Here is a 22,425-nt window from a genome sequence, read left to right on the forward strand (position 1 = left end):
TGAACACACAGTGTTCGGGGGTTCCGATGTTTAACCACCAACCCCATGCCCGCCCGGTCTGGGGTTTCCGCCGTATAGCGCCTTCCAATGTCTCGTAAGCCCCCTTCGAGGCAACAGCCGTTAGTGTTGAGGGATGGACGGACTATTCTCACACGCGGCATCAGCCAACGAACCTGGCTCCCAAGATGATTACCGCTTGCCGGAGCGCCGGCATACGGTCGACGTCCCGGTGTCTGCGGATCAAGCCTTTGAAGGTTTTTCGGAATACATCCACTTGTGGTGGCCAGTAAACAAGTTCTCTCACTTCGGCCCGGGCAGCCACGTTACCTTTGACCAAGGCAGCCTGCTCGAGGAATCGGAAGACGGCGAGCTGCATCTCTGGGGCAAGGTTGTGCATCTTGATGCACCGCACACCATCGTCCTGGACTTCACCCTGGGCATGGAAACTGCCCCTCCCACCCACGTGAGCCTCGATTTCCGTGAGCGGGGGACTGGCGCCGACCTTGTCCTGATACACGACGGTTGGAGCGCCGGTTACGTCGGCCAGGAGCAATACGAGCACTACACGCAGTGGCCAGAGATCCTTGACTACTACGCCCGCTTCATGGGGGCCAACAGCCAGCTCGACCGCTAGACCCACATCGACAAAGACCGCCGCTGCCTGTTTGCGGCACAGCCATTTCAAAATGCTCTGAAAGGGTGGCATGAGCCTCGAATCCGCCGACTCGGCCCTGATTGAAGATCTGACCCTGCACATAGGTGAGGGAGCGGTATCCACTGATCCAAAGGCACTGATGGACCATAGCCACGACTTTGGAAAGATCGTTGACCACCAACTTCCATTGGCTGTTGTTTTCGCCGAGCGGGTGGAAGACGTTCAGACGGCCCTGCGGCTGGCCTCGGCGGCCGGAGTCAAGGTCGTGCCTCGCGGCGCCGGCACGGGCGTCTCAGGCGGTGCCCACGCGACGGCACGCTGCATTGTGCTCTCCCTTGAGCGCATGGACCGGATCCTGGAGATCCGCCCCGAAGACGAAGTGGCAGTGGTTCAGCCCGGTGTCATCAATGCGGTCCTGAACAGGTCCGTTGCGAAGCACGGGCTCATGTATGCACCTGACCCTGCCAGCTACCAGCAATCAACCATCGGGGGCAACGTCGCAACCAACGCCGGAGGACTGCGCTGCGCCAAGTACGGCGTCACCACCGACTCGGTCTTGGGCCTGGACGTTGTCTTGGCTGACGGCACCTTGATCAGCACCGGGCGGAACACTTTCAAGGGCGTAGCCGGCTACGACCTGACCTCGTTGCTGGTGGGTTCGGAAGGGACCCTGGGCGTAGTCGTCTCCGTCACCGTGCGGCTGCGCTACCTCAGTGAAAAGACCTGCTCGATCGCCGCGGTGTTCACTGACGTCGCCCAGGCCGCCGCCGGGGTGGTGGCCATCGCCGGGGTGCGTGTGCAGCCGGCGATCCTGGAGCTGATGGATATCGGGACCATGCGCGTCCTGGATACCGCCTACGGCTCCGACCTCAGCGCCCGGGGCGGAGCCATGTTATTGGTTCGCACCGACGGCCACGGCGCGGAAATCGAGGCAGCCATCGTCCGCTCGGCCCTTGAAGGACTCGGCGCCCAGGTGAGCCAGCCGAACGACGAGGAAGCCGTGCGGTTGATCGAGATGCGCCGGGCCAGCCGCGGGGACGGGCAAGACGACAAGTATCGGGTGGGGGAGGACGTCGCGGTGCCCCGATCCGCCATGGTCGATTACATGGGAACGCTCGACAGGATCGCGGGACGAAACAATGTCATGGTCCGCGTCGTCGCCCATGCCGGGGACGGCAACCTTCACCCCACGTTCTGGGTCGATCCGGACGACGGAGACGAGGGCGTGGCAAGGCTTGACGCCGCCCTGGAGGAATCCATCCGGGCCGCCCTGGACGTAGGCGGAACCATTACCGGCGAGCACGGCGTTGGCACCGCAAAGCGCGACTGGCTGGCATGGGAACAGTCCGATGAGGTCCTGGAACTGCAGCGCAAGATCAAGGCGGTCTTCGACCCACAGGGCATCCTGAACCCCGGCAAGGCGATCGTGTGACGTAGAACCCCTGTCCCGATTAGGTGTTGGAGTGAAAAGTCGGTAAACTTTTTATTCGTTGGTACAACACCGGGATATGGCGCAGCTTGGTAGCGCGCGTCGTTCGGGACGACGAGGTCGCAGGTTCAAATCCTGTTATCCCGACCAATGTGAGCCCCGCAAGAAGCTTCGGTTTCTTGCGGGGCTCGTCCCATTTAATAGCCCATTTTCAAGTTGCTATTGAGTTTCCGCCGAGGTCCACATATTCCACAATGCTTCCAATTTCAGGATCCATTCGAAGCTAATGGCCCCGGGAACAGGAATCCCCGCTATGCCGCGCCAGTTCCGGTAAGCAGGGCTGTCGCGAACACTCGGCCGGATGAGCCACCAGGCGATCGTCCCGGCTCTACGCCTCATAAAAAGGTGGGGCCCGGCGTCCGCCGGGCCCCACCTCAAGGAATCAACAAACTGGCCGGTTACTTGACCAGGTAGCCGCGCAGGTCCTCGAGAACCAGCGAGGCACCAGTCGGGCCCAGGCCCAGGAACCAGACGTCGTCGTTCACGCGCTGCAACTTGCCGGCTTTGACGGCTTCGAGCTTGCTCCAGATGGGGCCCTCGAGTGCGGCCTTCTCGCCGGTGGCCTCGGGGGTTCCGTAGGAGGTGTAGAAGATCCAGTCCGAATCGGCCTCGGCGAGGTTCTCCGCGGAGATTTCCTTGGCCAGGTCGTCGATGTTCTGGTTCTCCGGGCGGGAGAGGCCTGCGTCGTTGAGGATCACGCCGATCAGCGAGGCGTTGCCATAGAGTCGGATCTTTTCGGGCATGAAGCGCAGCAAGGAGATCTTGGGATCCCCCTCGACGTCCTCGCCCAGAGCGGTCGCCTTGTCCTGGTAGCCGTTGAGCACCTCGACGGCCTTGGTCTCCTCACCAAGCGCGGCAGCTGCAAGGCGGAAGTTTTCCTTCCACGGGTAGCCCGGGCGGATGGAGAAGACGGTCGGGGCGATCTGCGAAAGCTGCGGGTAGAGCTTGTCGGCGCGCAGCTGCGAGCCGATGATCAAATCCGGCTTCAGCGCGGCAACGGCCTCGAGGTTCAGTTCCTGGATGGTGCCCACGGTCTTGGCGTCCTTGACAGCGTCTGCCAGGTAGCTGGGGATCGAGTTGGCGCCCTCGGTGGACGGGATGCCGACCGGCGTGATGCCCAGGGAAAGCACGGCGTCGAGCTCGCCGGTGTCCAGCACCACAACGCGCTCGGGCTTCTTGGCGATCTCGGTCTCGCCGTTTGCGTGGTTCAGGGTGCGCGGAAAGACGCCCGGGGCGACGTTGGCGCCGAACTTTGCGGTCGCCTCGTCCGCGGTGGAGAAGCGTTCGCCGCCCACCGCAACATCGGAATTGCCCGGCGCCGTGTCCGTGGCGCCGCCGGCTGCACAGCCTGCGGTCAATGCGATCAGGAATAGTGCGGCTGCCGTCTTGGCGGCGCCGAAGCGGGGCCTGCGGCTCGAAGAAATCAATTTCACCACGCAAATGTATCCTATTGATGTTGCCCGTGCCTAAGCGCTTTTGTTGCCAGTAGGCGGCGGCGCGGTAGTGTGGAACGGTTCGAAGCTAAGGAGATGAATCGTGGCCAGTCCCGCCCCTGCTTCGGTGAACCCGGAAAACTGCCAAGCCAGCGGCGATAAAGCCCGCCCTGGGGGCTTGCCGCCGGCCGCGGGTTCGCTGTTGCCGGCGAAGGTCCCCGGCGCACTTGCGCGCCGGATGGCACTTTTGCTCTGTTTCGGATTATTGCTCGTGCTGTTGGCGCTTTTTTCCCTGGCCGTGGGATCCAAGCACATTGAGCTCTCCGTGGTCGTCGATGCCCTGCTTGCCCCGAACGACTCGGCGGACCACGCCATCATCCGCGACTCGCGGCTCCCTCGAGCGATCCTGGGCGTCCTTGCCGGAAGCGCCCTGGGCATTGCCGGGGCGCTGGTCCAATCCATGACGCGCAATGCGCTGGCCGAACCGGGCATCCTGGGCGTGAACGCCGGCGCCTCGCTGGCCATCGTCATTGCGGTGGGAACCTTCGGGGTGAGCGGGTTCAGCGGTTACGTGTGGTTTGCCTTTGGCGGTGCGGTGCTGGCCACCGGCGCCGTGTACCTGGTCGGGATGGCCGGGGCCCGGTCCAACGATCCGGTTCGGCTGGTGCTGGCGGGGGTGGCGCTCGGGGCGGTGCTTTCGGGAATCGGAACCGCGCTGGCCCTGGTGCACCCCGGGGCATTCGACCAGCTGCGGGCGTGGACCATCGGCTCGCTGGAAGGGCGCTCCACGGAGGTCCTGGCACCGTTGGGCATCGCCGTGCTGGCTGGCTTCGTGCTGGCGGCCTTCACCGGCCGCTCGCTCAATGCCCTGGCGCTGGGGGACGACACGGCCCTGGCCCTGGGCTACAAGGTGGGACGGGCCCGCGTGCTGATCCTGCTTGCCGTCACCGTGCTGGCCGGGGCGGCAACCGCCGCGGTGGGCGCGATCAGTTTCCTGGGTCTCATGGCACCGCACCTGGCCCGCCGCTTCTCCGGCCCCGACGCCCGCTGGATGCTTGCCTACACCGCGGTGCTCGCCCCGATCATCCTGCTCGTCGCCGACGTGCTGGGCCGGGTCATCATTCCCGGTGAATTGGAGGCCGGGGTGGTCTGCGCCTTCGTCGGCGCCCCGGTGCTGATCATGCTGGCCCGCCGCAGGAAGCCGGTGGCGGTATGAGCACCGGGACCAAGGCCCCCGCCGCCACTTCCGGCAACACGTTCGTCAAGGTGCCCGGCAGGGCCAGGCGGCTGGGCCGCGAGGCCGCGCTGTGCCTGCTGCTCGCATCCCTGGCCGTGCTGTTCGCGCTGCTGGTGGTCGGCAGCGGCGACTACCCCATGGGGCCGGGCAAGGTCATCAACGTCATCCTCGGAGGCGGGGAAGGGCTGGAGAGCACCATCGTGTTCCAGTGGCGTGCCCCGCGCGCCGTGGCGGCGCTGGCCTTCGGCGCCGCGCTGGGCGTGGCGGGGGCGGTGTTCCAGTCGCTGACCCGCAACCCGTTGGGCTCGCCCGACATCATCGGCTTTTCCACCGGCGCCTACACCGGGGCGCTGCTGGCGCTGACCCTGGTGGGAGGCAGCTTCCTGGCCACCTCGCTTGGGGCGCTTGCCGGCGGGCTGCTGACCGCCGTTGCGGTGTACTTCCTGGCCTGGCGGCGCGGCTCCCACGGCTTCAGGCTGATCCTGGTGGGCATCGGCATTTCCGCGATGCTCGCGGCCCTGAACCAGTGGCTGGTGCTGCGCGCGGAGATCGAGGTGGCCATGGCCGCGGCCGTCTGGGGTGCCGGCACGCTCAACGGGGTCGGCTGGCCGGTGCTCATCCCGGCGCTTGCCGCCATCGTCCCGGTCCTGGCGCTGACGCTGGCCGGCGGACCGAAGCTGAACATGCTGGAAATGGGCGACGACACCGCCACCGCGCTGGGCGTGCGCGTGGAGCCCACCCGCCTGGCGATGATCGTGCTGGCGGTGCTGCTGACCGCCGCCACCACCGCTGTCGCCGGGCCCATCGCCTTCGTGGCCCTGGTGGCGCCGCAGCTGGCGAAGCGGCTGAACCGCGCCGCCGGCATGCGCCTGGCCCCCGCAGCCTGCATGGGAGCGCTGCTGCTGGTGGCCAGCGACCTGGTGGCCCAGCGCATCTTCGCCCCGGTGCAGCTGCCGGTGGGAGTGGTGACCGTGAGCATCGGCGGCATTTACCTGATCTGGCTGCTGGCCCGCGAGGGGCGTGCGGCCAACCGGACCTAGCCGGCGGGGGCGCGCAGCCAGGCCGCGGCGTTGGCCCCCAGCAGGCCCCCGGCGGCCAGCTCGGCCCCGTCGGCGTCCGAGAAGAGCAGCGGCTCGCCCGCCGGAAGCGGCACCGGGACGGCCGAAAGGTTCAGCACGTTCACGGTCTCCCCGTTGCGGATGGCCAGAACCTCGGGCAGCTCCGGGTTCGCGTAGAAGGCCAGCGATCCCAGCCCCAGTCCCAGCTCGCCGCGCAGGGCCAGCGCCCTGCGGTACAGGTTCAGCGTGGAGGCCGGGTCGTCCTCCTGCAGGTCGCGGGAGAACCCGGACCAGCCTTCCGGCTGCGGCAGCCAGGAGTTCCCGGTGGGGGAGAAGCCGCAGGCCGGTGCGTCGTGCACCCAGGGGATCGGCACGCGGCAGCCGTCGCGCCCGGTGCGCTCCCCGTTGCTGCGCAGGAAGGTGGGGTCCTGGCGGTGGCGGTCCTCCAGCGTGGTGTGGTCGCCCAGGCCCAGCTCCTCGCCCTGGTAGAGGTAGGCGCCCCCCGGCAGCCCCAACATGAACACCGTGGCCGCGCGGGCCCGGGCCAGGCCCAGCACCGTGTCCGGCTGCGGGTCCCGCGGGCCGATCCCGTCGCCCAGGTCCAGGGCCACGCCGTCGAGCCCGAAGCGGGTGGCGTGGCGGGAGACGTCGTGGTTGGAGAGCACCCAGGTGGTGGGCGCCCCCACGGTGTCGAAGGCGGCCAACGAGTCGCCGATGACGGTGGCCAGCGCGTCGCGGTCCCAGAGGGTGCGCAGGTAGTCGAAGTTGAACGACTGGTGCATCTGGCCCGGGGCCACCCAGTCGGCAAGGCGGGTCAGCGGGCGCACATTGGCCTCCGAGCAGAGCACCGGTTCCCCGGGGTACTCCTCGCAGATTTCCCGCCAGCGGGCGAACACCTGGTGCAGCTCCGGCTGGCCGAACATCGGTGCGTCGGCGAAGGGGAAGCCCTCGCGCGGGGTGCCGTCGGGTGCCCCGCCCCAGTCGGGCATGCCGTCCTTCTTGAACATCGCGTGGGCGACGTCGATCCGAAAGCCCCCGGCGCCGGCATCCAGCCAGAAGCGCAGCGTCTTCTCGAATTCCTCCTGCACGGCGGGGTTGCGCCAGTTGAAGTCGGGTTGGGTCGCGTCGAAGAGGTGGAAGTAGTACTGCCCGGGTGTGCCGTCGGCCTCCGTGACCCGCTTCCAGCCGGAGCCGCCGAAGAGCGAGAACCAGTTGTTCGGAGGGGTGTTCCCGCCCTCGCCGCGCCCGTCGGCAAAATGGAACATGGCGCGCTCCGGGGAGCCGGGGCCGGCGGCCAGCGCGGCCTTGAACAAGGCGTGCTCGCTGGAACAGTGGTTGGGGACGATGTCGATGATGGTGCGGATGCCGAAGGACCTTGCGGTGTCGATGAGCGTCCTGGCGTCGTCCATGGTCCCGAAGAGCGCATCCACGCCCCGGTAGTCGGACACGTCGTAGCCGGCGTCCCTTTGCGGGGAGGGGAAGAAGGGGGAGAGCCAGATGGCGTCCACACCCAGGGTCGCGATCTTCGGCAGCTCGGCGGTGATCCCGGCCAGGTCGCCCATGCCGGAACCGGTCGAATCCTTGAAGGAGCGCGGGTAGATCTGGTAGATCACCGCGCGGCGCCACCATTGGTCGCCGGCCGATGGCTCGTGCAGCACCGGCTGCAACGCATAGGGCGGAAGGGCTTCGTTCTGGGCATCCGACGCGCTGGCGGCGTCCACGGGTAGCGACATGGTGTCAAGCCTATCTAGTCGGCGGTGCAATCGGTGGGGCCGGGGCAGTGCGTTACCCGGCGGCCGGAGGCGCCGTGGAGGTGCGCAGCACGAATTCGGTGGGGAAGAATTCGTCGGCCGGCGGGGTGCCGCCCGGGCCGTCCGCGGGGACCTCGCCGAGCAGCTCCATGATGCGGGCGACCGCGGCCTCGCCCTGGGCGGCGGGGTGCTGGGCAATGGTGGTCAGCCCGACGAGCTCGCCGAGTTCGTGCCCGTCGATGCCGATCACCGAGAAGTCGCGGGGCAGCGACAGGCCCAGGTCGCGGGCCGCCATGAGGGCGCCGAAGGCCATCTCGTCCGAGGCGCAGAGCAGTGCCGTGGGCCGCCCGCGCGGGTTGGAGAGCAGGCTGCGGACCTTTTGGTAGGCCCCGGCCGTGGTGAAGTCGGCCTCCAGCAGCCATTGCGGGTTCACCGCGATGTCGGCCTGGTCCAGGGCGTACTCGAATCCGTCCAGGCGCGCCCCGGGAAGCTTGAAGTCCACGTTGAACACGTCGGCCCCGCCCAGGAAGGCGATGTCCGTGTGGCCCAGGGACACCAGGTGCTCGGTGGCCAGGGAGGCGATGTTGAAGTCGTCGACCCTGACGGTCTGGACCTCGGGAAGCAGCCCGCCCAGGGCCACCAGCGGCTTGCCCACGGAGCGCAGCTGGTGCAGCTCCGGTTCGGTGAGCTTGAGCGTGACGGTGATGACCGCGTCGAGGCGCTGGCGCATGAGCAGGTCCTGGAAGACCGCATCGCGGTGCCGCTGCTCGCCGCTGGTGTTGTACAGGGTCAGGTCGTAGCCGCGCTCGTTGAGTTCCTGGGTGGCGCCCTGCAGCACGTTGGCGTAGTACCAGCGCGAGACCGTGGGCATGACGATGCCGATGTTACGGCTGCGCCCGGAGGCCAGCGAGGAGGCGTTGTAGGACAGGACGTAGCCGAGCTCCTTGGCGGCCGTGGCGACGGCCGCACGGGAGGCCGCGGAGACCTTGCCGTTGCCGGACAGGGCGCGGGACACCGTGGCGACGGAGACCCCGGCACGAAGGGCGACGTCCTTGATGCTTGCCATGATGTGCGGCTTCCTTGTCCTCGGGCGGTGCTGTTGTCTGCGGGCTGGTCCGGCTAGGCGTTGTCCGGGCGCAGCCACACGGCGGCATCCGGATTCAGCGCCAGGCCCGACGCGGCATCCGGCCATCCGGCGACCGCCGCTGCGGAACTGGCCAACAAGACCTCTCCGGCCGGCAGCCGCACGGGTTCGGAACCCAGGTTCAGCAGGACCAGCACCCCGGAGTTCCCGAAGCCCAGCAGCCCTCCGCCGTCGGTACCCTCCACCCAGTTTAGGTTGCCCAGTCCCAGGTTGTGGCTCCGGCGGAGTCCAAGCGCCCGGCGGTAGAAGTGCAGCGTGGACTCGGGATCGGCCTCCTGCGCCTGCCGGGAGAGGGCTTCCCAGCCCCCGGGCTGCGGCAGCCAGCCGGCGGCGTCGCCGAAGCCCAGCGACGGGGCCGAGTCGGTCCAGGGCAGCGGGACCCGGCAGCCGTCGCGTCCCAGGCGCTCGCCGTTGGTGCGCGCGTAGGAGGGGTCCTGGCGGTATTCGTGGGGGAGCAGGGTATGGTCGCCCAGCCCCAACTCCTCGCCCTGGTAGAGGTAGGCGCCGCCCGGCAGCCCCAGCATGAAGAGCGTCGCGGCCCGGGCACGCGCAAGGCCGAGCACCGGGTCGGGCTGCACGTCCTCGGGCCCCAGCCCGTCCCCGGGTCGCAGTGCCGGGGAGACGGCGCCCAGCCTGGTGGCGTGGCGGGGCACGTCGTGGTTGGAGAGCACCCAGGTGCTGGGCGCGCCCACGGCGTCGAATGCCTTCAGCGAGCGGGTGATGATGCCCTTCAGCGCGGCGGCGTCCCAGCCGGTGTGCAGGAAGGGGAAATTAAAGGACTGGTGCATCTCGTCCGGGCGCACCCAATCGGCCATGGCCTCGATGGGGTGCACGTTGGCCTCGGCGCACAGCACGCGCTCGCCTGGGTACTCCTCGCAGATGGCGCGCCAGCGCCGGTAGACATCGTGCACGGCGGGCTGGCCGAACATCGGGGCGTCGGCAAACGGGTAGCCGGGGGAATCGGCGCCGTCGGCCCGGCCATGCCAGTCCGGCAGGCCGGAGGCCTTGATGAGGGCGTGGGCCACGTCCACGCGGAACCCGCCGGCGCCGCGGTCCAGCCAGAAGCGCAGGACCGATTCGAACTCGTCGCCGACCGCCGGGTTGTCCCAGTTGAAGTCGGGCTGCGAGGAATCGAAGAGGTGCAGGTAGTACTGGCCGGGGGCACCGTCCGGGTCCGGGACGCGGGTCCAGGCGGAACCGCCGAAGTGCGACTGCCAGTTGTTGGGAGGCAACTGGCCGTCCTTCCCCCGCCCGTCCCGGAAAATGAAGTGCTCCCGGGCCGCCGATCCCCGGGGGGAGGCCAGCGCCTCGCGGAACATGGCGTGTTCGCTGGAGCAGTGGTTGGGCACGATGTCCACCAGGATCTTGACCTCGAGCCGGTTGGCCTCGGCGATCAGCTCGTCAAAGTCGGCGAGTGTTCCGAAGAGCGGGTCCACGGCGCGGTAGTCGGACACGTCGTAGCCGGCGTCCTTTTGCGGGGAGGCGAAGAACGGGGAGAGCCAGATGGCATCGACGCCCAGGGAGGCAATTTGGTGCAGCTCCGCGGTGATGCCGGGGAGGTCTCCGATGCCGCTGCCAGTGGTGTCCCGGAACGAGCGTGGGTAGATCTGGTAAATGACCGATCGGCGCCACCATTCACTCCCGCTCGAAGGCGCGTGGGTCGCGTCCTCGAACCGGGTCTCCGAGTGGGCTGGTGGGGTCGCTGGGTGCTCTTCGGTCTGGGGCATGCGGTCAAGCATAACGAGGAAACCATCAAAAGTGGAAGCGTTTCCATGTTTACTTTTCGAATCTCCGGTATGGGAGCGCCGCGTCAAAGGTTGCCTCTTTGCCGAGTTTTCGCATAAAAAGGGCATTTTTTACACATCCTGGCTGTCGACGGCCAGTTCTTGCTGGAAACTTCTTCATTGTGATCTGGACGACAGCAGTGGAAGCGTTTACACTAGATCTCACGACACCAGCGCTGATGGGATCACCGGGCGCGCAACACTCGAAAGAGGAACCACCATGACGGGAAACAACTCACCCGGTGCACGTCTCACGCGCCGCACCTTTACCCTGGGTGCGGTCGGCGCCCTCTCGGCGCTGGCACTGACCGCCTGCGGCGGCGGTGCGCCGGCTAGCGCACCCTCGAGCAGCGCGGCGGCCACCAGTGCCGCAGCCAGCGTGCCGGCGACCGGGACCAGCCTGACCCTCTGGGTCGACGCCGAGCGCTCGCCGGCGCTGAAGGACATTGCCGCCAAGTTCAAGGCCGAGAAGGGCATCGACGTCAAGCTGGTTGTCAAGGACTTCGCCGCCGTGCGCGACGACTTCATCACCCAGGCACCCACCGGCAAGGGCCCGGACATCATGGTCGGCCCGCACGACTGGCTGGGAAAGCTGGTGCAGAACGGCGTGGTTGCCCCGGTGCAGCTTGGCGACAAGGCAGGGACCTTCGCCGAAAGCTCCATCAAGGCCATGACCTACGACGGGCAGACCTACGGCGTTCCCTACTCCATTGAGAACGTCGCCCTGGTCCGCAACACCAAGCTGGCTCCCGAGGCCAAGACCACCCTTGACGACGTCCTCGCCGAGGGCAAGAAGGCCGTGGCCGCGGGCGATGCCAAGTTCCCGTTCCTGGTCGGACTCGATCCCAAGCAGGCCGACCCGTACCACCTCTACCCGCTGCAGACCTCCTTCGGGGCACCGGTTTTCGCCCAGAACGCCGACGGCAGCTACGACGCCAGCGAGCTGACCCTGGACAACGAGGGCGGCAAGAAGTTCGCCCAGCTCCTGGCCGACCTCGGCGACAAGGGCTCGAAGGTCCTGAATTCCAACATCACCGGCGACATCGCCAAGGAGAAGTTCCTGGCCGGGGAATCCCCGTACTTCCTCACCGGCCCCTGGAACATCCCCGACATCGAGGCCAAGGGCATCAAGTTCGCCGTCGATCCGCTGCCCACCGCCGGGGACAAGCCGGCCCAGCCATTCATTGGCGTGAACGGCTTCTTCATCTCCGCGAAGTCAAAGAATGCCCTGGCCGCCAACGAATTCGTGGTCAACTACCTCTCGCAGCCCGACGCACAGGACGAACTGTTCAAGGTCGGCGGCCGCCCGCCGGCGCTGACCGCGTCCTTCGAGAAGGCCGCCAGCGATCCGGTGGTCAAGGCCTTCGGCGAGATCGGCGCCAACGGCGTGCCGATGCCCGCGGTTCCCGCCATGGACGCCGTCTGGGCCGACTGGGGAGGCACCGAGCTGAACCTGATCAAGGGCAAGGAAGCCGACCCGGCCGCTGCCTGGTCGAAGATGACGGCCAACATCGAGAAGAAGATTTCCGGCGGCAAGTAGCCACCGGAAGCAAGCACCGGCTGCGGGGAACCGGTGGTGCGTTCTCTACGCGCACCACCGGTTTCACGCAGCCGGATCCGGGCCAGCGGCCCGACTCCCATCGCCGGTCGGCGGTCGATCGCACGAGGAAAGATGTTGGACCCCATGGTTGAAATCGAAGAAAAGCCCAGTGCGGCACCGCCGCGGCGAAACGGAAAGCGGCCGCGTTCCGCCGGCCGGGGCCCCGATTCCCTCGGCGGCATCCTCGCCAAGATCATCCTGCTGGGCATCACGGATGCCGTGGCCGCCTTCGTCCTCTTCCAGCTGGCCCTCAGCGCCGAATGGATGATCTTCGGGATTTCCCTGCTCACCACGCTGGTGATCAACTGGATCTACCTGCGCCGTGGGGGACTGCCGGCCAAGTACTTGGCTCCGGGCATCATCTTCCTGCTGGTCTTCCAGGTCTTCGTGATGATCTTCTCCACCTACATCGCCTTCACCAACTACGGTGACGGGCACAATTCGACCAAGGCCGACGCGATCGCCTCCATCCAACTCTCGGCCTCCGAGCGCGTCCCGGATTCCCCGCAATTCCCCACCTCCGTCCTGGAAAAGGGCGGCAGCTACTTCCTGTTGGTCACCACGCCGGAGGGCGAGGCAAGAATCGGCTCGGCCGACAAACCCCTGGAAACGGTGACCCCCTCCGCCACCGGCCCCACGGGTGCCGCGACCGGCGTAGAGGGCTACACGACCCTCGATTTCGCAACCCTGCTGGCCCACCAGCAGGAAATCACCGCCCTCACGGTGCCGATCAGCGAGAACCCCGAGGAAGGGGCGCTGAAGACCGCCGACGGCTCCACCTCCTACGTGTACACGCCCAAGCTCAAGTACGACGCGAGCACCGACACCTTCACCGACACCGCCACCGGGACCACCTACGCCGACAATGGCCGCGGTTCCTTCGTGGCCGAGGACGGCTCTGCGCTGAACACCGGCTGGAAGGTCAACGTGGGACTGGACAACTTCCAGCGCGCGTTCACCGACCCGAACCTCCAGGGCCCGCTGCTGCAAGTGATCGCGTGGACCTTCGCCTTCGCCATTCTCTCGGTGGCCACCACCTTCGCGCTGGGCCTGTTCCTGGCCATCACCTTCAACCGGGCGGATTTGAAGGGGCAGAAAATCTACCGGATCCTGATGATCCTGCCCTACGCGTTCCCCGCCTTCCTCTCCGGACTGGTCTGGTCGGGCCTCCTGAACCCGGAATTCGGGTTCATCAACAACGCCCTGCTCGGCGGGGCGGACATCCCCTGGCTCACCGACCCGGTGCTGGCCAAGATCTCGGTGCTGATGGTCAATCTCTGGCTGGGCTACCCCTACATGTTCCTGGTCTGCACCGGCGCCCTGCAGTCGCTGCCCGAGGAGGTCGACGAGGCCGCCCGCATGGACGGGGCCAGCGTGTGGAAAATCTTCACCGCCATCAAGCTGCCGCTGCTGCTGGTCTCCCTCGCGCCGCTGCTGATCTCCTCCTTCGCCTTCAACTTCAACAACTTCAACGTCATCTACATGCTCACCGGCGGCGGGCCGCGCTTTGACGGCACCACCTTTGACATCGGCTCCACCGACATCCTGATCACCATGGTGTACAAGATCGCCTTCGGCACCGGCACCGGCCGCGACTACGGACTGGCCAGCGCGCTGGCCATCCTGATCTTCATCATCGTCGCCGTGGTGTCCGCGCTGAGCTTCAAGAAGACCAAGGCCCTGGAGGAACTGAACTAATGAGCACCGCGACCGCACCGCACGCCCCGGTGCTCGAAAACCTGCCCGCACCGGCCAAGGCAAACAAGCCCACGTTGGGGCAATGGTTCAGGTCAAAGGGCTGGCGCCACCTGGTGGCCATCGCGGCCACGGCCTTCTCCGTCTTCCCGCTGCTTTATGTCCTCTCCGCGGCGCTGAACCCCACCGGCACGATGGCCGGGGCCAGCACGATGTTCACCGAGTTCGGCTGGGGCAACTTCGAGGCGCTCTTCGCCAACCAGGAACGGCCCTTTGGCCGCTGGTTCGTCAACACCCTGGTCATCGGCCTGGTCACCTCCGCGGCCACGGTGTTCCTCGGGGCGCTGGCCGCCTACGCGTTTTCGCGCATGCGCTTCTCCGGCCGCCGGTTCGGCCTGCTGACGCTGTTGCTGCTGCAGATGTTCCCGCAGCTGCTCACGGTGGTGGCGATCTTCCTGCTGCTGAACTTCATTGGCGACATCATTCCGGCCCTCGGGCTGGGCTCCCAGCTCGGGCTGATCATGGTCTACCTCGGCGGCGCGCTGGGTGTGAACACCTACCTGATGTACGGCTTCTTCAACACCGTGCCAATGTCGCTTGACGAGTCCGCGCGCATCGACGGGGCCAGCCATGTGCAGGTGTTCTTCAGGATCATCATGCCCCTGGTCACCCCGATCCTTGCGGTCGTGGGCCTGCTGGCCTTCATCGGGATCTCCTCCGAGTTCGTGATCGCCTCGGTGGTGCTCACCGACCCCGAATCACAGACCCTGGCGGTTGGCCTGTACTCCTACGTGGCCCAGCAGCGCAGCGAGAACTGGGGCGTCTTCGCCGCCGGCGCAGTGATTGCAGCGGTCCCGGTGATGACCCTCTTCCTCTTCCTGCAGCGCTACATCACCTCCGGCCTGACCGCCGGCGGCGTCAAGGGATAGCGTCCATGCCCGGCACCCGGATGCACGCCATCGACTCGACGTTGTCCCTGCAGCCCCACCACGACGGATCGCCCGCCTATGTGGCCGGCCCGGCGGTGCCGCGGCTGGGGCAGGAATTCCGGGTTCGGCTCCGTGTCCCGGCCGGTGCCGCGGCACCGGTTGCGGTGTGGCTGCGCAGCCTGCGCGACGGGGAACCCCACCTGGAACCGACGGCCAAGACCGCCGGCGACGACACCCACGGCCATTTCGAGGCCACGCTGCCGATGGTGAATCCGGTGCAGCGCTATCGCTGGTACCTGAAATACCTGGACACCGAGGGCGCAGAGCACTACCGGTGGTTGAACGCCGCCGGCCTGCACCGCCGCGATGTGCCCGACGCCTTCGACTTCAGGATCCATGCGGGGCGCGGGACACCGGATTGGGTCAGGGAATCGGTCATGTACCAGGTGTTCCCCGACAGGTTCGCGAATTCCGGAGCCGAAAGGCCCAATGCGGGCTGGATGGTCCGCTGCGACTGGGACACCCCGGTGCAGGGAAACAGCGCGGACACGTCCCGGCAATTCTATGGAGGCGACCTTGCCGGGATCGAAGGCAAGCTCGACCACCTGGTTTCCCTGGGCGCAACGGTGCTCTACCTGACCCCGATCTTCCCCGCTGCCTCCAACCACCGCTACGACGCCTCCTCATTTGACGTGGTCGACCCGCTGCTCGGCGGGGATGCGGCCCTGGTCTCCCTTGTCGAGGCGGCCCATTCGCTTGGTCTGCGCGTGGTCGGCGACCTGACCACCAACCACACCGGGGCCGGGCACCACTGGTTTGTCGATGCCTATAAGAACCCCGGGGCGCCAACGGGAGAGTACTACTACTTCAACGAGGACAACAGCGACTACGAGGCGTGGCTGGGTGTGCCTTCGCTGCCCAAGCTGAATTGGAATTCCGCCGCACTGCGCGAGCGGTTCATCCTGGCCGAGGACTCTGTGGCGGTGCGCTGGCTCAAGGAACCGTTCAACCTCGATGGCTGGCGCATCGACGTGGGCAACATGACCGGTCGCCGCGGGGCAGACGACCTGAACCGCGAGATCGCCCGGATGCTGCGCGAACGCATCGAGGACGTGAAGCCCGGGGCCATGCTGCTGGCCGAATCAACCTCCGACGCGGCGCACGATGTACCGGGGGACGGCTGGCAGGGAGTGGTGAGCTACAGCAATTTCACCCGGCCGCTGTGGCAATGGCTGGCCAGGGATCCGGATCCCGAGGCGTTCAAATGGTTCTTCGGGTTGCCGCAGCCGGGACCGGCGCGCATCGACGCGGCCGACTTCGTGGCGACGCATCGGGAAATGTCAGCGGGATTCAGCTGGGAGGTGCGGCTGGCCAACGCCAACGCCCTGGACACCCACGACACCGCACGGGCCGCCAGCCACATGATTGACGGCGGACAGGAAATCGCGGCCTGCGCGCAATTCACGTTCCCCGGGATCCCGCTGGTGTTTGCCGGCGACGAATTCGGGCTGCACGGATTCAACGGCGAGGATTCCCGCACCCCCATGCCCTGGGAAAAACCCGAAAAGTGGGGCAAGGACCTGCGCCCGCTCTATGCCGAGCTGGCTGCCCTGCGATCCGGCCACCGCGCACTGGTGGACGGTTCGCTGCGATGGATTGCCGCGGAAGGCAACCTGCTTGTCTGGGTTCGTGAACATTCCACCGGTTCGGTGCTCTGCGTGCTGGCCCGCGGCGACGTCCCGGAAACCCGTCTGGGCAACGCGGTGGAACTGGTCGGCGAGCCGGGAAGCGCCCTCGCAGCGGTGGGATTCGCACCCGGTATGGTGCTGAACGAGGCGGGGGAATTGCTGGTCAGCGCCACCGGTCCCGGCGCCTCGTTCCACCTTGCCGCAGCCAGTGGAGCGTGGAGCTAGCGAGCGGGAGCCGAATCCCGGAAACGGACCTGGACGCACTCGGTCATCGCGCTCCCCGCGGCGAACACCAAGACGGCGACCAAGATCGGAAGGAACCCCCGAACCCGTCATCGGACGGCAACCTGAGCCGCAACGGCACAAGGCCGCCACTGCCACGGCAAGCCAGAGAACCAGGACCATGAGTTTCCTGCGCAAGGAAACACCTGCCCACATCGGCACTTCGCCCGCCGGATGGTCTCCGCTGAGTCCAAGCCACTTCAACACCGGAATCTTTTCCCCTCGGGTCGGTTCTCGGCTGCCCGTGTTGGATCCTTGACGCCTGGTGGCAAAGCGCACGCCGGGTCGACCTCTGGGGATCAGCCTATGCCGATAGCGGATTCGAAGGTCCGCTTTTGATGCCAGAGGGAGCGAACCGATGCAAATACTGGCCAAAGGTATTTATGCTCCGGCGTTGCGTGCGGCCCTGGCCGAAGATGGCCAGGCACACACGCAAGCCGCAGCCTAGCGGGCGACCGCGTATTGATTTGCCGCGCGGAGTTCCTTGGAAGCGCTGAACTCGTCCGCGGGTGCATCTTCCTGGTACTCGACAAGCTCCACATGGTGCTCCAGCAGGGCCTCGCGTACCTGTAGCGGCGTTGCGTAGAAATACTCGCGGCGAAGGTTCACCAAGTTCACGCGTTCTGGGGCGAATTTCTGGTGGAGCATGGTCTCGATGCCCACGGCGTCCTTGGAGAAGAACAGGGCATGCACGTCGAAGAGGAAGGGGACGGAGGCGTCGCCCAGCTCCCGGACGCGTTCCATCGGGTTGAGTCGGCGGGTCATGCCGATTTTGATGACCCCCTCGCCGAACGAACCGAGATTCGAGATGACGTACACATAGCCGGCGCGGGTGTTCAGGGCATTGTCTTCGGCGTCGGCGAGCTTGGCTTCGGCCTCGTCCAGTTGGGTCTGAACCCGTTGGACGCCATCAAGGTCGCCGGCCTCCTGCAGCTGCGCGAGCACGGTGGCGTAATGGGTGACTTCCTTTTGCTGCTTGGCTTTCAGCGCTTCCCATTCGCGCTGTGCCTTGGCGGCTTCGCGAGCCTCGGCGCGGGCTTCCGCCTCGAGCTGTTTCTGGATGGCCAGGGCCTGCAGGTGGCGGGCCGCGAGTTCGAGTTCCATGACACGCAGCCGGTGGTAGGCATTGGTGACCTGCAGCCCGATCATGGTGCCGCGTTTTGCGATCTGCTCGCGGGCCTTTTCGAGGCGGGCCTGGGCGGTGTGGAGGTTGCCGGCCTTGACGGTCTTGACGCAGTTTTCGGCCTCGGCGTTGTAGGCACGAAGCAGGAGTGCGGAGAGATCGCGGACGAACTTCCTGCCTTCCTTTTCGGAGTTGTTGAACGTGAATCCGGAGACGGTGGTGACCGCGATCTTGTCTCGCAAGCGGCCCTTGATCTGGTCCCGCACCGTGGCCAGTTCGTTGGCGAGCTTCACGGAGGTTTCGGCGGGATGTTCGTAGTCGTAGAATCCGACGTTGTGCCGGTCGGCAACCTGGCGCACGTCGAGGACCTCGCCTCGGACCGCCGCGAGTTCGATGTTGGCGGCGGCAAGCTCCCGTTGCGCCGCGGCGATGCCCTGCCTCAGCTCGGAGTCGTGGGCTTCCCTGTCGAGGGTGTCCATTGCGCCAATGCGGTTCAGGGCATCGAGCATCTGCGTGTTCGCCAGGTACACCTCGTCGGCGTAAAGCTTCAGTCCCCTTGCCGGGACCGGAGGGGCGCCCATGCTGGTGCGATAGGAGTTCTCTGCGCTCGTAGCGGGGTCCTCTGCAGCCGTGCCGAATGCTTTCTTGTACTGCCTCAGCAGATCAACGAACACCCAGACGACGCCCACTGCGGGGATGAGATTGAACCCATTTGGCACTACGACCATGAGAAGCAGGCTGATGCAAAACCACATGATGTGCTTGCTGAAGCCGCTGGCCTTCTTTTCCCGGTTGACTGGTTGCGGCGGTGGCATAGATGAAAAGTTGGACACGGTTCCCCCAAGGTTGAGTGACAATGCTCAAACCGTAGCAGTCGCCGCCGACGCCAACGCCTCCATGTCTCGCGGGCGCGAAACATAAGGTGGTCCGCGCCGTTTGATGGGGGGCTTAATCAACTGGTTGAGTAATCTCCCAAATATCCAAAACCGGCCGTCTTCGGAAACAATGATCGGGGCCCGCTACGCCGTCGGAGACTCCTCGTCCAGCCCCAACACCAGACGGGCCTCGTCCCTGCGGTGGCGCAGCACGGCCTCCACGTAGGACGCGACCGCCTCCTCCATGGGAACGTTGGAGCCACGCGCCTCGGAAATGTACCAGCGGTGCTCGAGGACCTCGTGCACGATCTGGGCAGGTTCCAGCTTGCCGTGGAACTCGCGGGGGATGGCCCCGGTGATCCGGTCAAAGACGTCGGCGACCCAGCGGGCAGCGGCAATTTCCTCGTCCGCCTCCGGATGTTTCTTGGCCCGGTAGGCATCCATGTCGTTGAGCAGCCTGCGGGCCTGGCCTTCCTCCACGTCCAGCCCGGTCAGGCGCAGGAGCCTGCGGGTGTGGTGCCCTGCGTCCACGACCTTGGGCTGGATGAGCAGCTGGCCGCCGTCGGGGGAGGTCTTGAGGCTGATTTCCTCCACGTCGAAGCCGAGTTCGTTGAGTCGGCGGATGCGCTCGTCGACCCTCCACCGTTCGGAGAGGTCGAAGGATTCCTTGTCGTTCAGTTCGGCCCAGAGCCCGCGGTAGGCGTGCAGGATGTCCTCGCTGGTGGCCACCGGGTCCACGGTGTCCTCGATAAGCCCGGCTTCCATCAGGTCCATGAGTTCCCCGGCGATGTTGACCCGGGCAATTTCCAGGTCGTATTCGCGCTGTCCGGAGGACAGCTCGGGGTACAACTCGCCGGTTTCCGCGTCCACCAGGTAGGCGGCGAAGGACTCGGCGTCGCGCCGGAACAACGTGTTGGACAGGGATACGTCTCCCCAGTAGAACCCGATCAGGTGCAGGCGGACCAGCAGCAGCGCCTGGGCGTCGATGAGCCGGGTGAGGGTGTCCCGGCGCAGCTTCTGGGAGAACAATGCCCGGTAGGGCAGCGAGTATTTCAGGTGCCGGGTGACCAGGACCGGGTCAAGGTCGTTGCCCTCGGTGTCGGTGCGACCGGTGATCACCGCCACCGGTTCCACGCAGGGTGCCGCCAGCCGGCGCAGCTTGCGCAGCATGTGGTACTCGTGCCGGGCCACGTGCTCGCCGGTTTCCTTGATGGCGATCACGGCCTTGCCCATCATTGCGAAGCGCACCACGTGCCGGGAGATGCCGCGCGGCAGCGGGGCCAGGGTGTCGCTCGGCCAGTCCTCCAAGGGGATCTGCCACGGCAGGTTCAGCAGGCCCGGATCGGCCGTGGCCGCGGTGATGGACAGCGAACCGGCAACGGGCGGGGCGGCTGCCGGGGAGGAATCGCGCGGCAACTTGCCGTTCTGGTCATGATTGGTGGGCTCGTCGTGCCAGCTGGCGGTGTGGCGGATCATGGCGTGTGCCGTCCCTTGGTGCGGTGATGAGGGAAATGGGGAAGCGGAAATGCAAAGGCGGCCGCACCCAGCGCTGGGCTGAATACGGCCGCCTTTGGCAGTGAACGTGCAATCACACGATAGCGGGCAGGGACCTAGGCCTCTGTTGCCGCTTGTGCGTGTGCGCCGTTTCGAGAAGGCTCGGCCAGGCGCTCGCCGGAGGCGGTGTCAAAGAGGTGCACATGCCCGATCTTCGGTGCAACGTGGATGGTGTCGCCCTTGAACGGGGGCTTGCGCCCATCGACGCGCACCACCATTTGGTATTCGGTGCCGCCCACGGTGGTGTGCCCGTAGACATAGGCATCGGCTCCAAGTTCCTCGACCACATCGACCTCGACGGCAAGACCCTCGTTCTCGGAGACCTGGTCCAGGTCCTCGGGCCGCACGCCCAAGGTGACCGAGTTGCCCGTTGCCGCTTCCAGCGTTGAAGAGGCCACCGGGTAGATGGATCCTCCGAAGGCCACGCCGCCGTCGGCGACCGGAAGCTCCAGCAGGTTCATGGCGGGGGAACCGATGAAGCCGGCAACGAAGACGTTGGCCGGGCGGTCGTACAGTTCGCGCGGGGTGCCGACCTGCTGCAGCAAGCCGTCCTTGAGGACCGCAACGCGGTCGCCCATGGTCAGTGCCTCGACCTGGTCGTGGGTCACGTACACGGTGGTAACGCCCAGGCGGCGGGTCAGTGAGGCGATCTGCGTACGGGTCTGCACGCGCAACTTGGCATCAAGGTTCGACAAGGGCTCATCCATGAGGAAGACCTGCGGGCTTCGCACGATGGCGCGACCCATGGCGACGCGCTGGCGCTGGCCGCCGGAGAGTGCCTTCGGCTTGCGGTCCAGATAGTCCTCGAGGTCAAGGAGCTTGGCCGCCTCCTGGACGCGGCGGGCGCGCTCTTCCTTGTCGATGCCGGCGATCTTCAGGGCGAAGCCCATGTTGTCGGCGACCGACATGTGCGGGTACAGCGCATAGTTCTGAAAAACCATGGCGATGTCGCGGTCCTTGGGCGGGACGTTGGTGACGTCGCGGTCGCCGATGAGGATTCGTCCGGAATTCACGTCCTCAAGGCCTGCGAGCATGCGCAGCGTGGTGGACTTTCCGCAGCCCGAGGGGCCGACAAGGACCAGGAATTCGCCATCGGCGATTTCCAGGGAGATCTTGTCCACGGAAGGCGTGGTGGCTCCGGGGTAAATGCGTGTGGCCTGGTCAAATGTTACTGATGCCATGAGGCAGCGATCCTTTCACGGGCAGGTACGTGCCCGACGGTCCGTAGTGAATGGAATCACAAGCTTCTCATATCAAGTACCAATTCCAAAAGGGCAGGCAATTCCCCGGGCCCATTAAGTCGGAATTCTGCGGCGGATTTCCCGGAGCCGACTTTTACCCCAATATCTCCTGGGCGGAGCACGGCAAATGCATCCTCGTCAGTGACGTCGTCACCGGCAAAAAGCACGGTGGAGGCGTCTGCAACCTCGCGCAGCCAATTCAGCCCGTCTCCCTTGGTGCCCACCAGCACGCTGGCCTCCAGCACTGCCTTGCCGTCCAGCGCCTGCAGGTTGGCGATGCCGTCAAGTTGCTCGTGGGCAGATCGCAAGGCGGTGGACGCGACCTCGGGGGCAGCCTGTCGCACATGAAGGACGATCGAGGCGGGCTTGTATTCAAGCGTGGTTCCAGGGTTGGACGAGGAAACGGCTTCCAGGATTTCGGTGGCTTTGGCCAGCGCCGACGTTTGTGCGGGGCTGAGATCGATGTGCTCGTCCTCCGCGTCGAAGTCCTTGGGTGCCCAGCGTTCTGTGCCGTGGCTGCCAACCAACAGGGTTTGTTCCGGCGGGTTGCACACGCCACGCAGCGAAGCCAGGTCGCGGCCTGAAATCACGGCGGTTACGGTGTTTTCCAGGGCGGCCAGCTTGGCCAATGACTCGGAGGTTGCCGGCAGCGGGCGGGCATCCTCGGGGCGGTCCACCAAGGGGGCCATGGTGCCGTCGAAGTCCACTGCTACGAGCAGGATCGGGGTTTCGACCAGGGATTCAATGGCATCGGCAAGTTCGGGGGAAATGGGACTCATGGGCAACCGGCTGATCCTTTCGGGCATTCGAGGCGGGTAAGGAGTGGGTAATTGGGCCAAGCAAGGTCACTCGGCGGGACCCAAGACCAACGAATGGAAGCAAGGCGC

At 66.2% G+C, this 22,425-nt stretch carries 16 protein-coding genes and 1 tRNA gene; 9 read left to right on the top strand and 8 right to left on the bottom strand.

The features are described 5' to 3' along the window. Window positions 1-133 precede the first annotated feature (133 nt). The 3 genes from KRR55_RS06700 to KRR55_RS06710 all read left to right on the top strand — a co-directional run bounded on the left by KRR55_RS06700 (window position 134) and on the right by KRR55_RS06710 (window position 2,234). A complete protein-coding gene (locus KRR55_RS06700) occupies window positions 134-634 on the top strand; it encodes an SRPBCC domain-containing protein (protein WP_217388311.1) in 501 nt (166 codons plus the stop codon). A 70-nt stretch (window positions 635-704) separates the two neighbouring features. Beyond that, entirely contained in the window at window positions 705-2,087 is a 1,383-nt protein-coding gene (locus tag KRR55_RS06705; RefSeq protein ID WP_217388312.1) for an FAD-binding oxidoreductase, read from the top strand. A gap of 70 nt (window positions 2,088-2,157) precedes the next feature. Continuing rightward, window positions 2,158-2,234 (top strand) — tRNA-Pro (locus tag KRR55_RS06710). Window positions 2,235-2,542: 308 nt separating this feature from the next. Here KRR55_RS06710 and KRR55_RS06715 read toward each other — a convergent pair. Then, complete coding sequence (locus KRR55_RS06715) at window positions 2,543-3,577, bottom strand: ABC transporter substrate-binding protein (protein ID WP_472857761.1); 1,035 nt, start codon at window positions 3,575-3,577, stop codon at window positions 2,543-2,545. A gap of 103 nt (window positions 3,578-3,680) precedes the next feature. Between KRR55_RS06715 and KRR55_RS06720 the strand changes: the two genes are divergently transcribed. Both KRR55_RS06720 and KRR55_RS06725 read left to right on the top strand, forming a co-directional pair. Next, on the top strand, window positions 3,681-4,793 hold the full coding sequence (locus KRR55_RS06720; RefSeq protein WP_217388313.1) for an iron chelate uptake ABC transporter family permease subunit: 1,113 nt from the start codon (window positions 3,681-3,683) through the stop codon (window positions 4,791-4,793). Continuing rightward, the gene (locus tag KRR55_RS06725) at window positions 4,790-5,854 is read left to right on the top strand and encodes a FecCD family ABC transporter permease (RefSeq protein WP_217388314.1); all 1,065 of its coding nucleotides are present in this window, start codon (window positions 4,790-4,792) and stop codon (window positions 5,852-5,854) included. Before KRR55_RS06720 ends, KRR55_RS06725 begins: the two co-directional genes overlap by 4 nt. Here KRR55_RS06725 and KRR55_RS06730 read toward each other — a convergent pair. From KRR55_RS06730 to KRR55_RS06740, 3 genes are read right to left on the bottom strand one after another with little or no spacing between them, the layout of a single operon-like run. Further along, a complete protein-coding gene (locus tag KRR55_RS06730) occupies window positions 5,851-7,605 on the bottom strand; it encodes a glycoside hydrolase family 13 protein (protein ID WP_217388315.1) in 1,755 nt (584 codons plus the stop codon). The genes KRR55_RS06725 and KRR55_RS06730 overlap by 4 nt on opposite strands. Before the next feature lie 52 nt (window positions 7,606-7,657). Next, window positions 7,658-8,689 (bottom strand): LacI family DNA-binding transcriptional regulator, encoded by a 1,032-nt coding sequence (locus KRR55_RS06735; protein ID WP_217388316.1) that lies wholly within the window; start codon window positions 8,687-8,689, stop codon window positions 7,658-7,660. A gap of 53 nt (window positions 8,690-8,742) precedes the next feature. Continuing rightward, the gene (locus tag KRR55_RS06740) at window positions 8,743-10,494 is read right to left on the bottom strand and encodes a glycoside hydrolase family 13 protein (protein WP_217388317.1); all 1,752 of its coding nucleotides are present in this window, start codon (window positions 10,492-10,494) and stop codon (window positions 8,743-8,745) included. Between the two features lie 277 nt (window positions 10,495-10,771). Here KRR55_RS06740 and KRR55_RS06745 point away from each other — a divergent pair, with 277 nt between their 5' ends. The 4 genes from KRR55_RS06745 to KRR55_RS06760 all read left to right on the top strand — a co-directional run bounded on the left by KRR55_RS06745 (window position 10,772) and on the right by KRR55_RS06760 (window position 16,688). Next, window positions 10,772-12,091: a sugar ABC transporter substrate-binding protein gene (locus KRR55_RS06745; protein WP_217388318.1), complete on the top strand. Its 1,320-nt coding sequence runs from the start codon at window positions 10,772-10,774 to the stop codon at window positions 12,089-12,091. A 144-nt stretch (window positions 12,092-12,235) separates the two neighbouring features. Beyond that, window positions 12,236-13,849 (top strand): ABC transporter permease subunit, encoded by a 1,614-nt coding sequence (locus tag KRR55_RS06750; protein ID WP_254455947.1) that lies wholly within the window; start codon window positions 12,236-12,238, stop codon window positions 13,847-13,849. Then, the gene (locus tag KRR55_RS06755) at window positions 13,849-14,775 is read left to right on the top strand and encodes a sugar ABC transporter permease (RefSeq protein WP_217388320.1); all 927 of its coding nucleotides are present in this window, start codon (window positions 13,849-13,851) and stop codon (window positions 14,773-14,775) included. The genes KRR55_RS06750 and KRR55_RS06755 overlap by 1 nt, the downstream gene beginning before the upstream one ends. Window positions 14,776-14,780: 5 nt before the next feature. Beyond that, window positions 14,781-16,688, top strand: a complete 1,908-nt coding sequence (locus tag KRR55_RS06760; RefSeq protein WP_217388321.1) for a glycoside hydrolase family 13 protein — start codon at window positions 14,781-14,783, stop codon at window positions 16,686-16,688. A gap of 501 nt (window positions 16,689-17,189) precedes the next feature. Here KRR55_RS06760 and KRR55_RS06765 read toward each other — a convergent pair. The 4 genes from KRR55_RS06765 to otsB all read right to left on the bottom strand — a co-directional run bounded on the left by KRR55_RS06765 (window position 17,190) and on the right by otsB (window position 22,317). Beyond that, window positions 17,190-18,596: an SNIPE associated domain-containing protein gene (locus KRR55_RS06765; RefSeq protein ID WP_217388322.1), complete on the bottom strand. Its 1,407-nt coding sequence runs from the start codon at window positions 18,594-18,596 to the stop codon at window positions 17,190-17,192. Window positions 18,597-18,887: 291 nt separating this feature from the next. After that, a complete protein-coding gene (locus KRR55_RS06770; RefSeq protein ID WP_217388323.1) occupies window positions 18,888-20,219 on the bottom strand; it encodes a DUF4032 domain-containing protein in 1,332 nt (443 codons plus the stop codon). A 134-nt stretch (window positions 20,220-20,353) separates the two neighbouring features. After that, window positions 20,354-21,478, bottom strand: a complete 1,125-nt coding sequence (locus KRR55_RS06775) for an ABC transporter ATP-binding protein (RefSeq protein WP_217388324.1) — start codon at window positions 21,476-21,478, stop codon at window positions 20,354-20,356. 56 nt (window positions 21,479-21,534) lie between these two features. Then, window positions 21,535-22,317, bottom strand: a complete 783-nt coding sequence (gene otsB / locus KRR55_RS06780) for a trehalose-phosphatase (protein WP_254455948.1) — start codon at window positions 22,315-22,317, stop codon at window positions 21,535-21,537. Between the last annotated feature and the right edge of the window lie 108 nt (window positions 22,318-22,425).

This window comes from Paeniglutamicibacter quisquiliarum, from assembly GCF_019084045.1.
GTDB classification, from domain to species: domain Bacteria; phylum Actinomycetota; class Actinomycetes; order Actinomycetales; family Micrococcaceae; genus Paeniglutamicibacter; species Paeniglutamicibacter quisquiliarum.

Bases quoted from the DNA above. Each gene is read 5' to 3' on its own strand.
- KRR55_RS06735 (WP_217388316.1), bottom strand. From the start codon at position 8,689: ATGGCAAGCATCAAGGACGTCGCCCTTCGTGCCGGGGTCTCCGTCGCC.
- KRR55_RS06765 (WP_217388322.1), bottom strand. From the start codon at position 18,596: ATGGTCGTAGTGCCAAATGGGTTCAATCTCATCCCCGCAGTGGGCGTC.
- KRR55_RS06760 (WP_217388321.1), top strand. From the start codon at position 14,781: ATGCCCGGCACCCGGATGCACGCCATCGACTCGACGTTGTCCCTGCAG.
- KRR55_RS06740 (WP_217388317.1), bottom strand. From the start codon at position 10,494: ATGCCCCAGACCGAAGAGCACCCAGCGACCCCACCAGCCCACTCGGAG.
- KRR55_RS06725 (WP_217388314.1), top strand. From the start codon at position 4,790: ATGAGCACCGGGACCAAGGCCCCCGCCGCCACTTCCGGCAACACGTTC.
- KRR55_RS06775 (WP_217388324.1), bottom strand. From the start codon at position 21,478: ATGGCATCAGTAACATTTGACCAGGCCACACGCATTTACCCCGGAGCC.
- KRR55_RS06745 (WP_217388318.1), top strand. From the start codon at position 10,772: ATGACGGGAAACAACTCACCCGGTGCACGTCTCACGCGCCGCACCTTT.
- KRR55_RS06755 (WP_217388320.1), top strand. From the start codon at position 13,849: ATGAGCACCGCGACCGCACCGCACGCCCCGGTGCTCGAAAACCTGCCC.
- KRR55_RS06770 (WP_217388323.1), bottom strand. From the start codon at position 20,219: ATGATCCGCCACACCGCCAGCTGGCACGACGAGCCCACCAATCATGAC.
- otsB (WP_254455948.1), bottom strand. From the start codon at position 22,317: ATGAGTCCCATTTCCCCCGAACTTGCCGATGCCATTGAATCCCTGGTC.
- KRR55_RS06730 (WP_217388315.1), bottom strand. From the start codon at position 7,605: ATGTCGCTACCCGTGGACGCCGCCAGCGCGTCGGATGCCCAGAACGAA.
- KRR55_RS06700 (WP_217388311.1), top strand. From the start codon at position 134: ATGGACGGACTATTCTCACACGCGGCATCAGCCAACGAACCTGGCTCC.
- KRR55_RS06750 (WP_254455947.1), top strand. From the start codon at position 12,236: ATGGTTGAAATCGAAGAAAAGCCCAGTGCGGCACCGCCGCGGCGAAAC.
- KRR55_RS06705 (WP_217388312.1), top strand. From the start codon at position 705: ATGAGCCTCGAATCCGCCGACTCGGCCCTGATTGAAGATCTGACCCTG.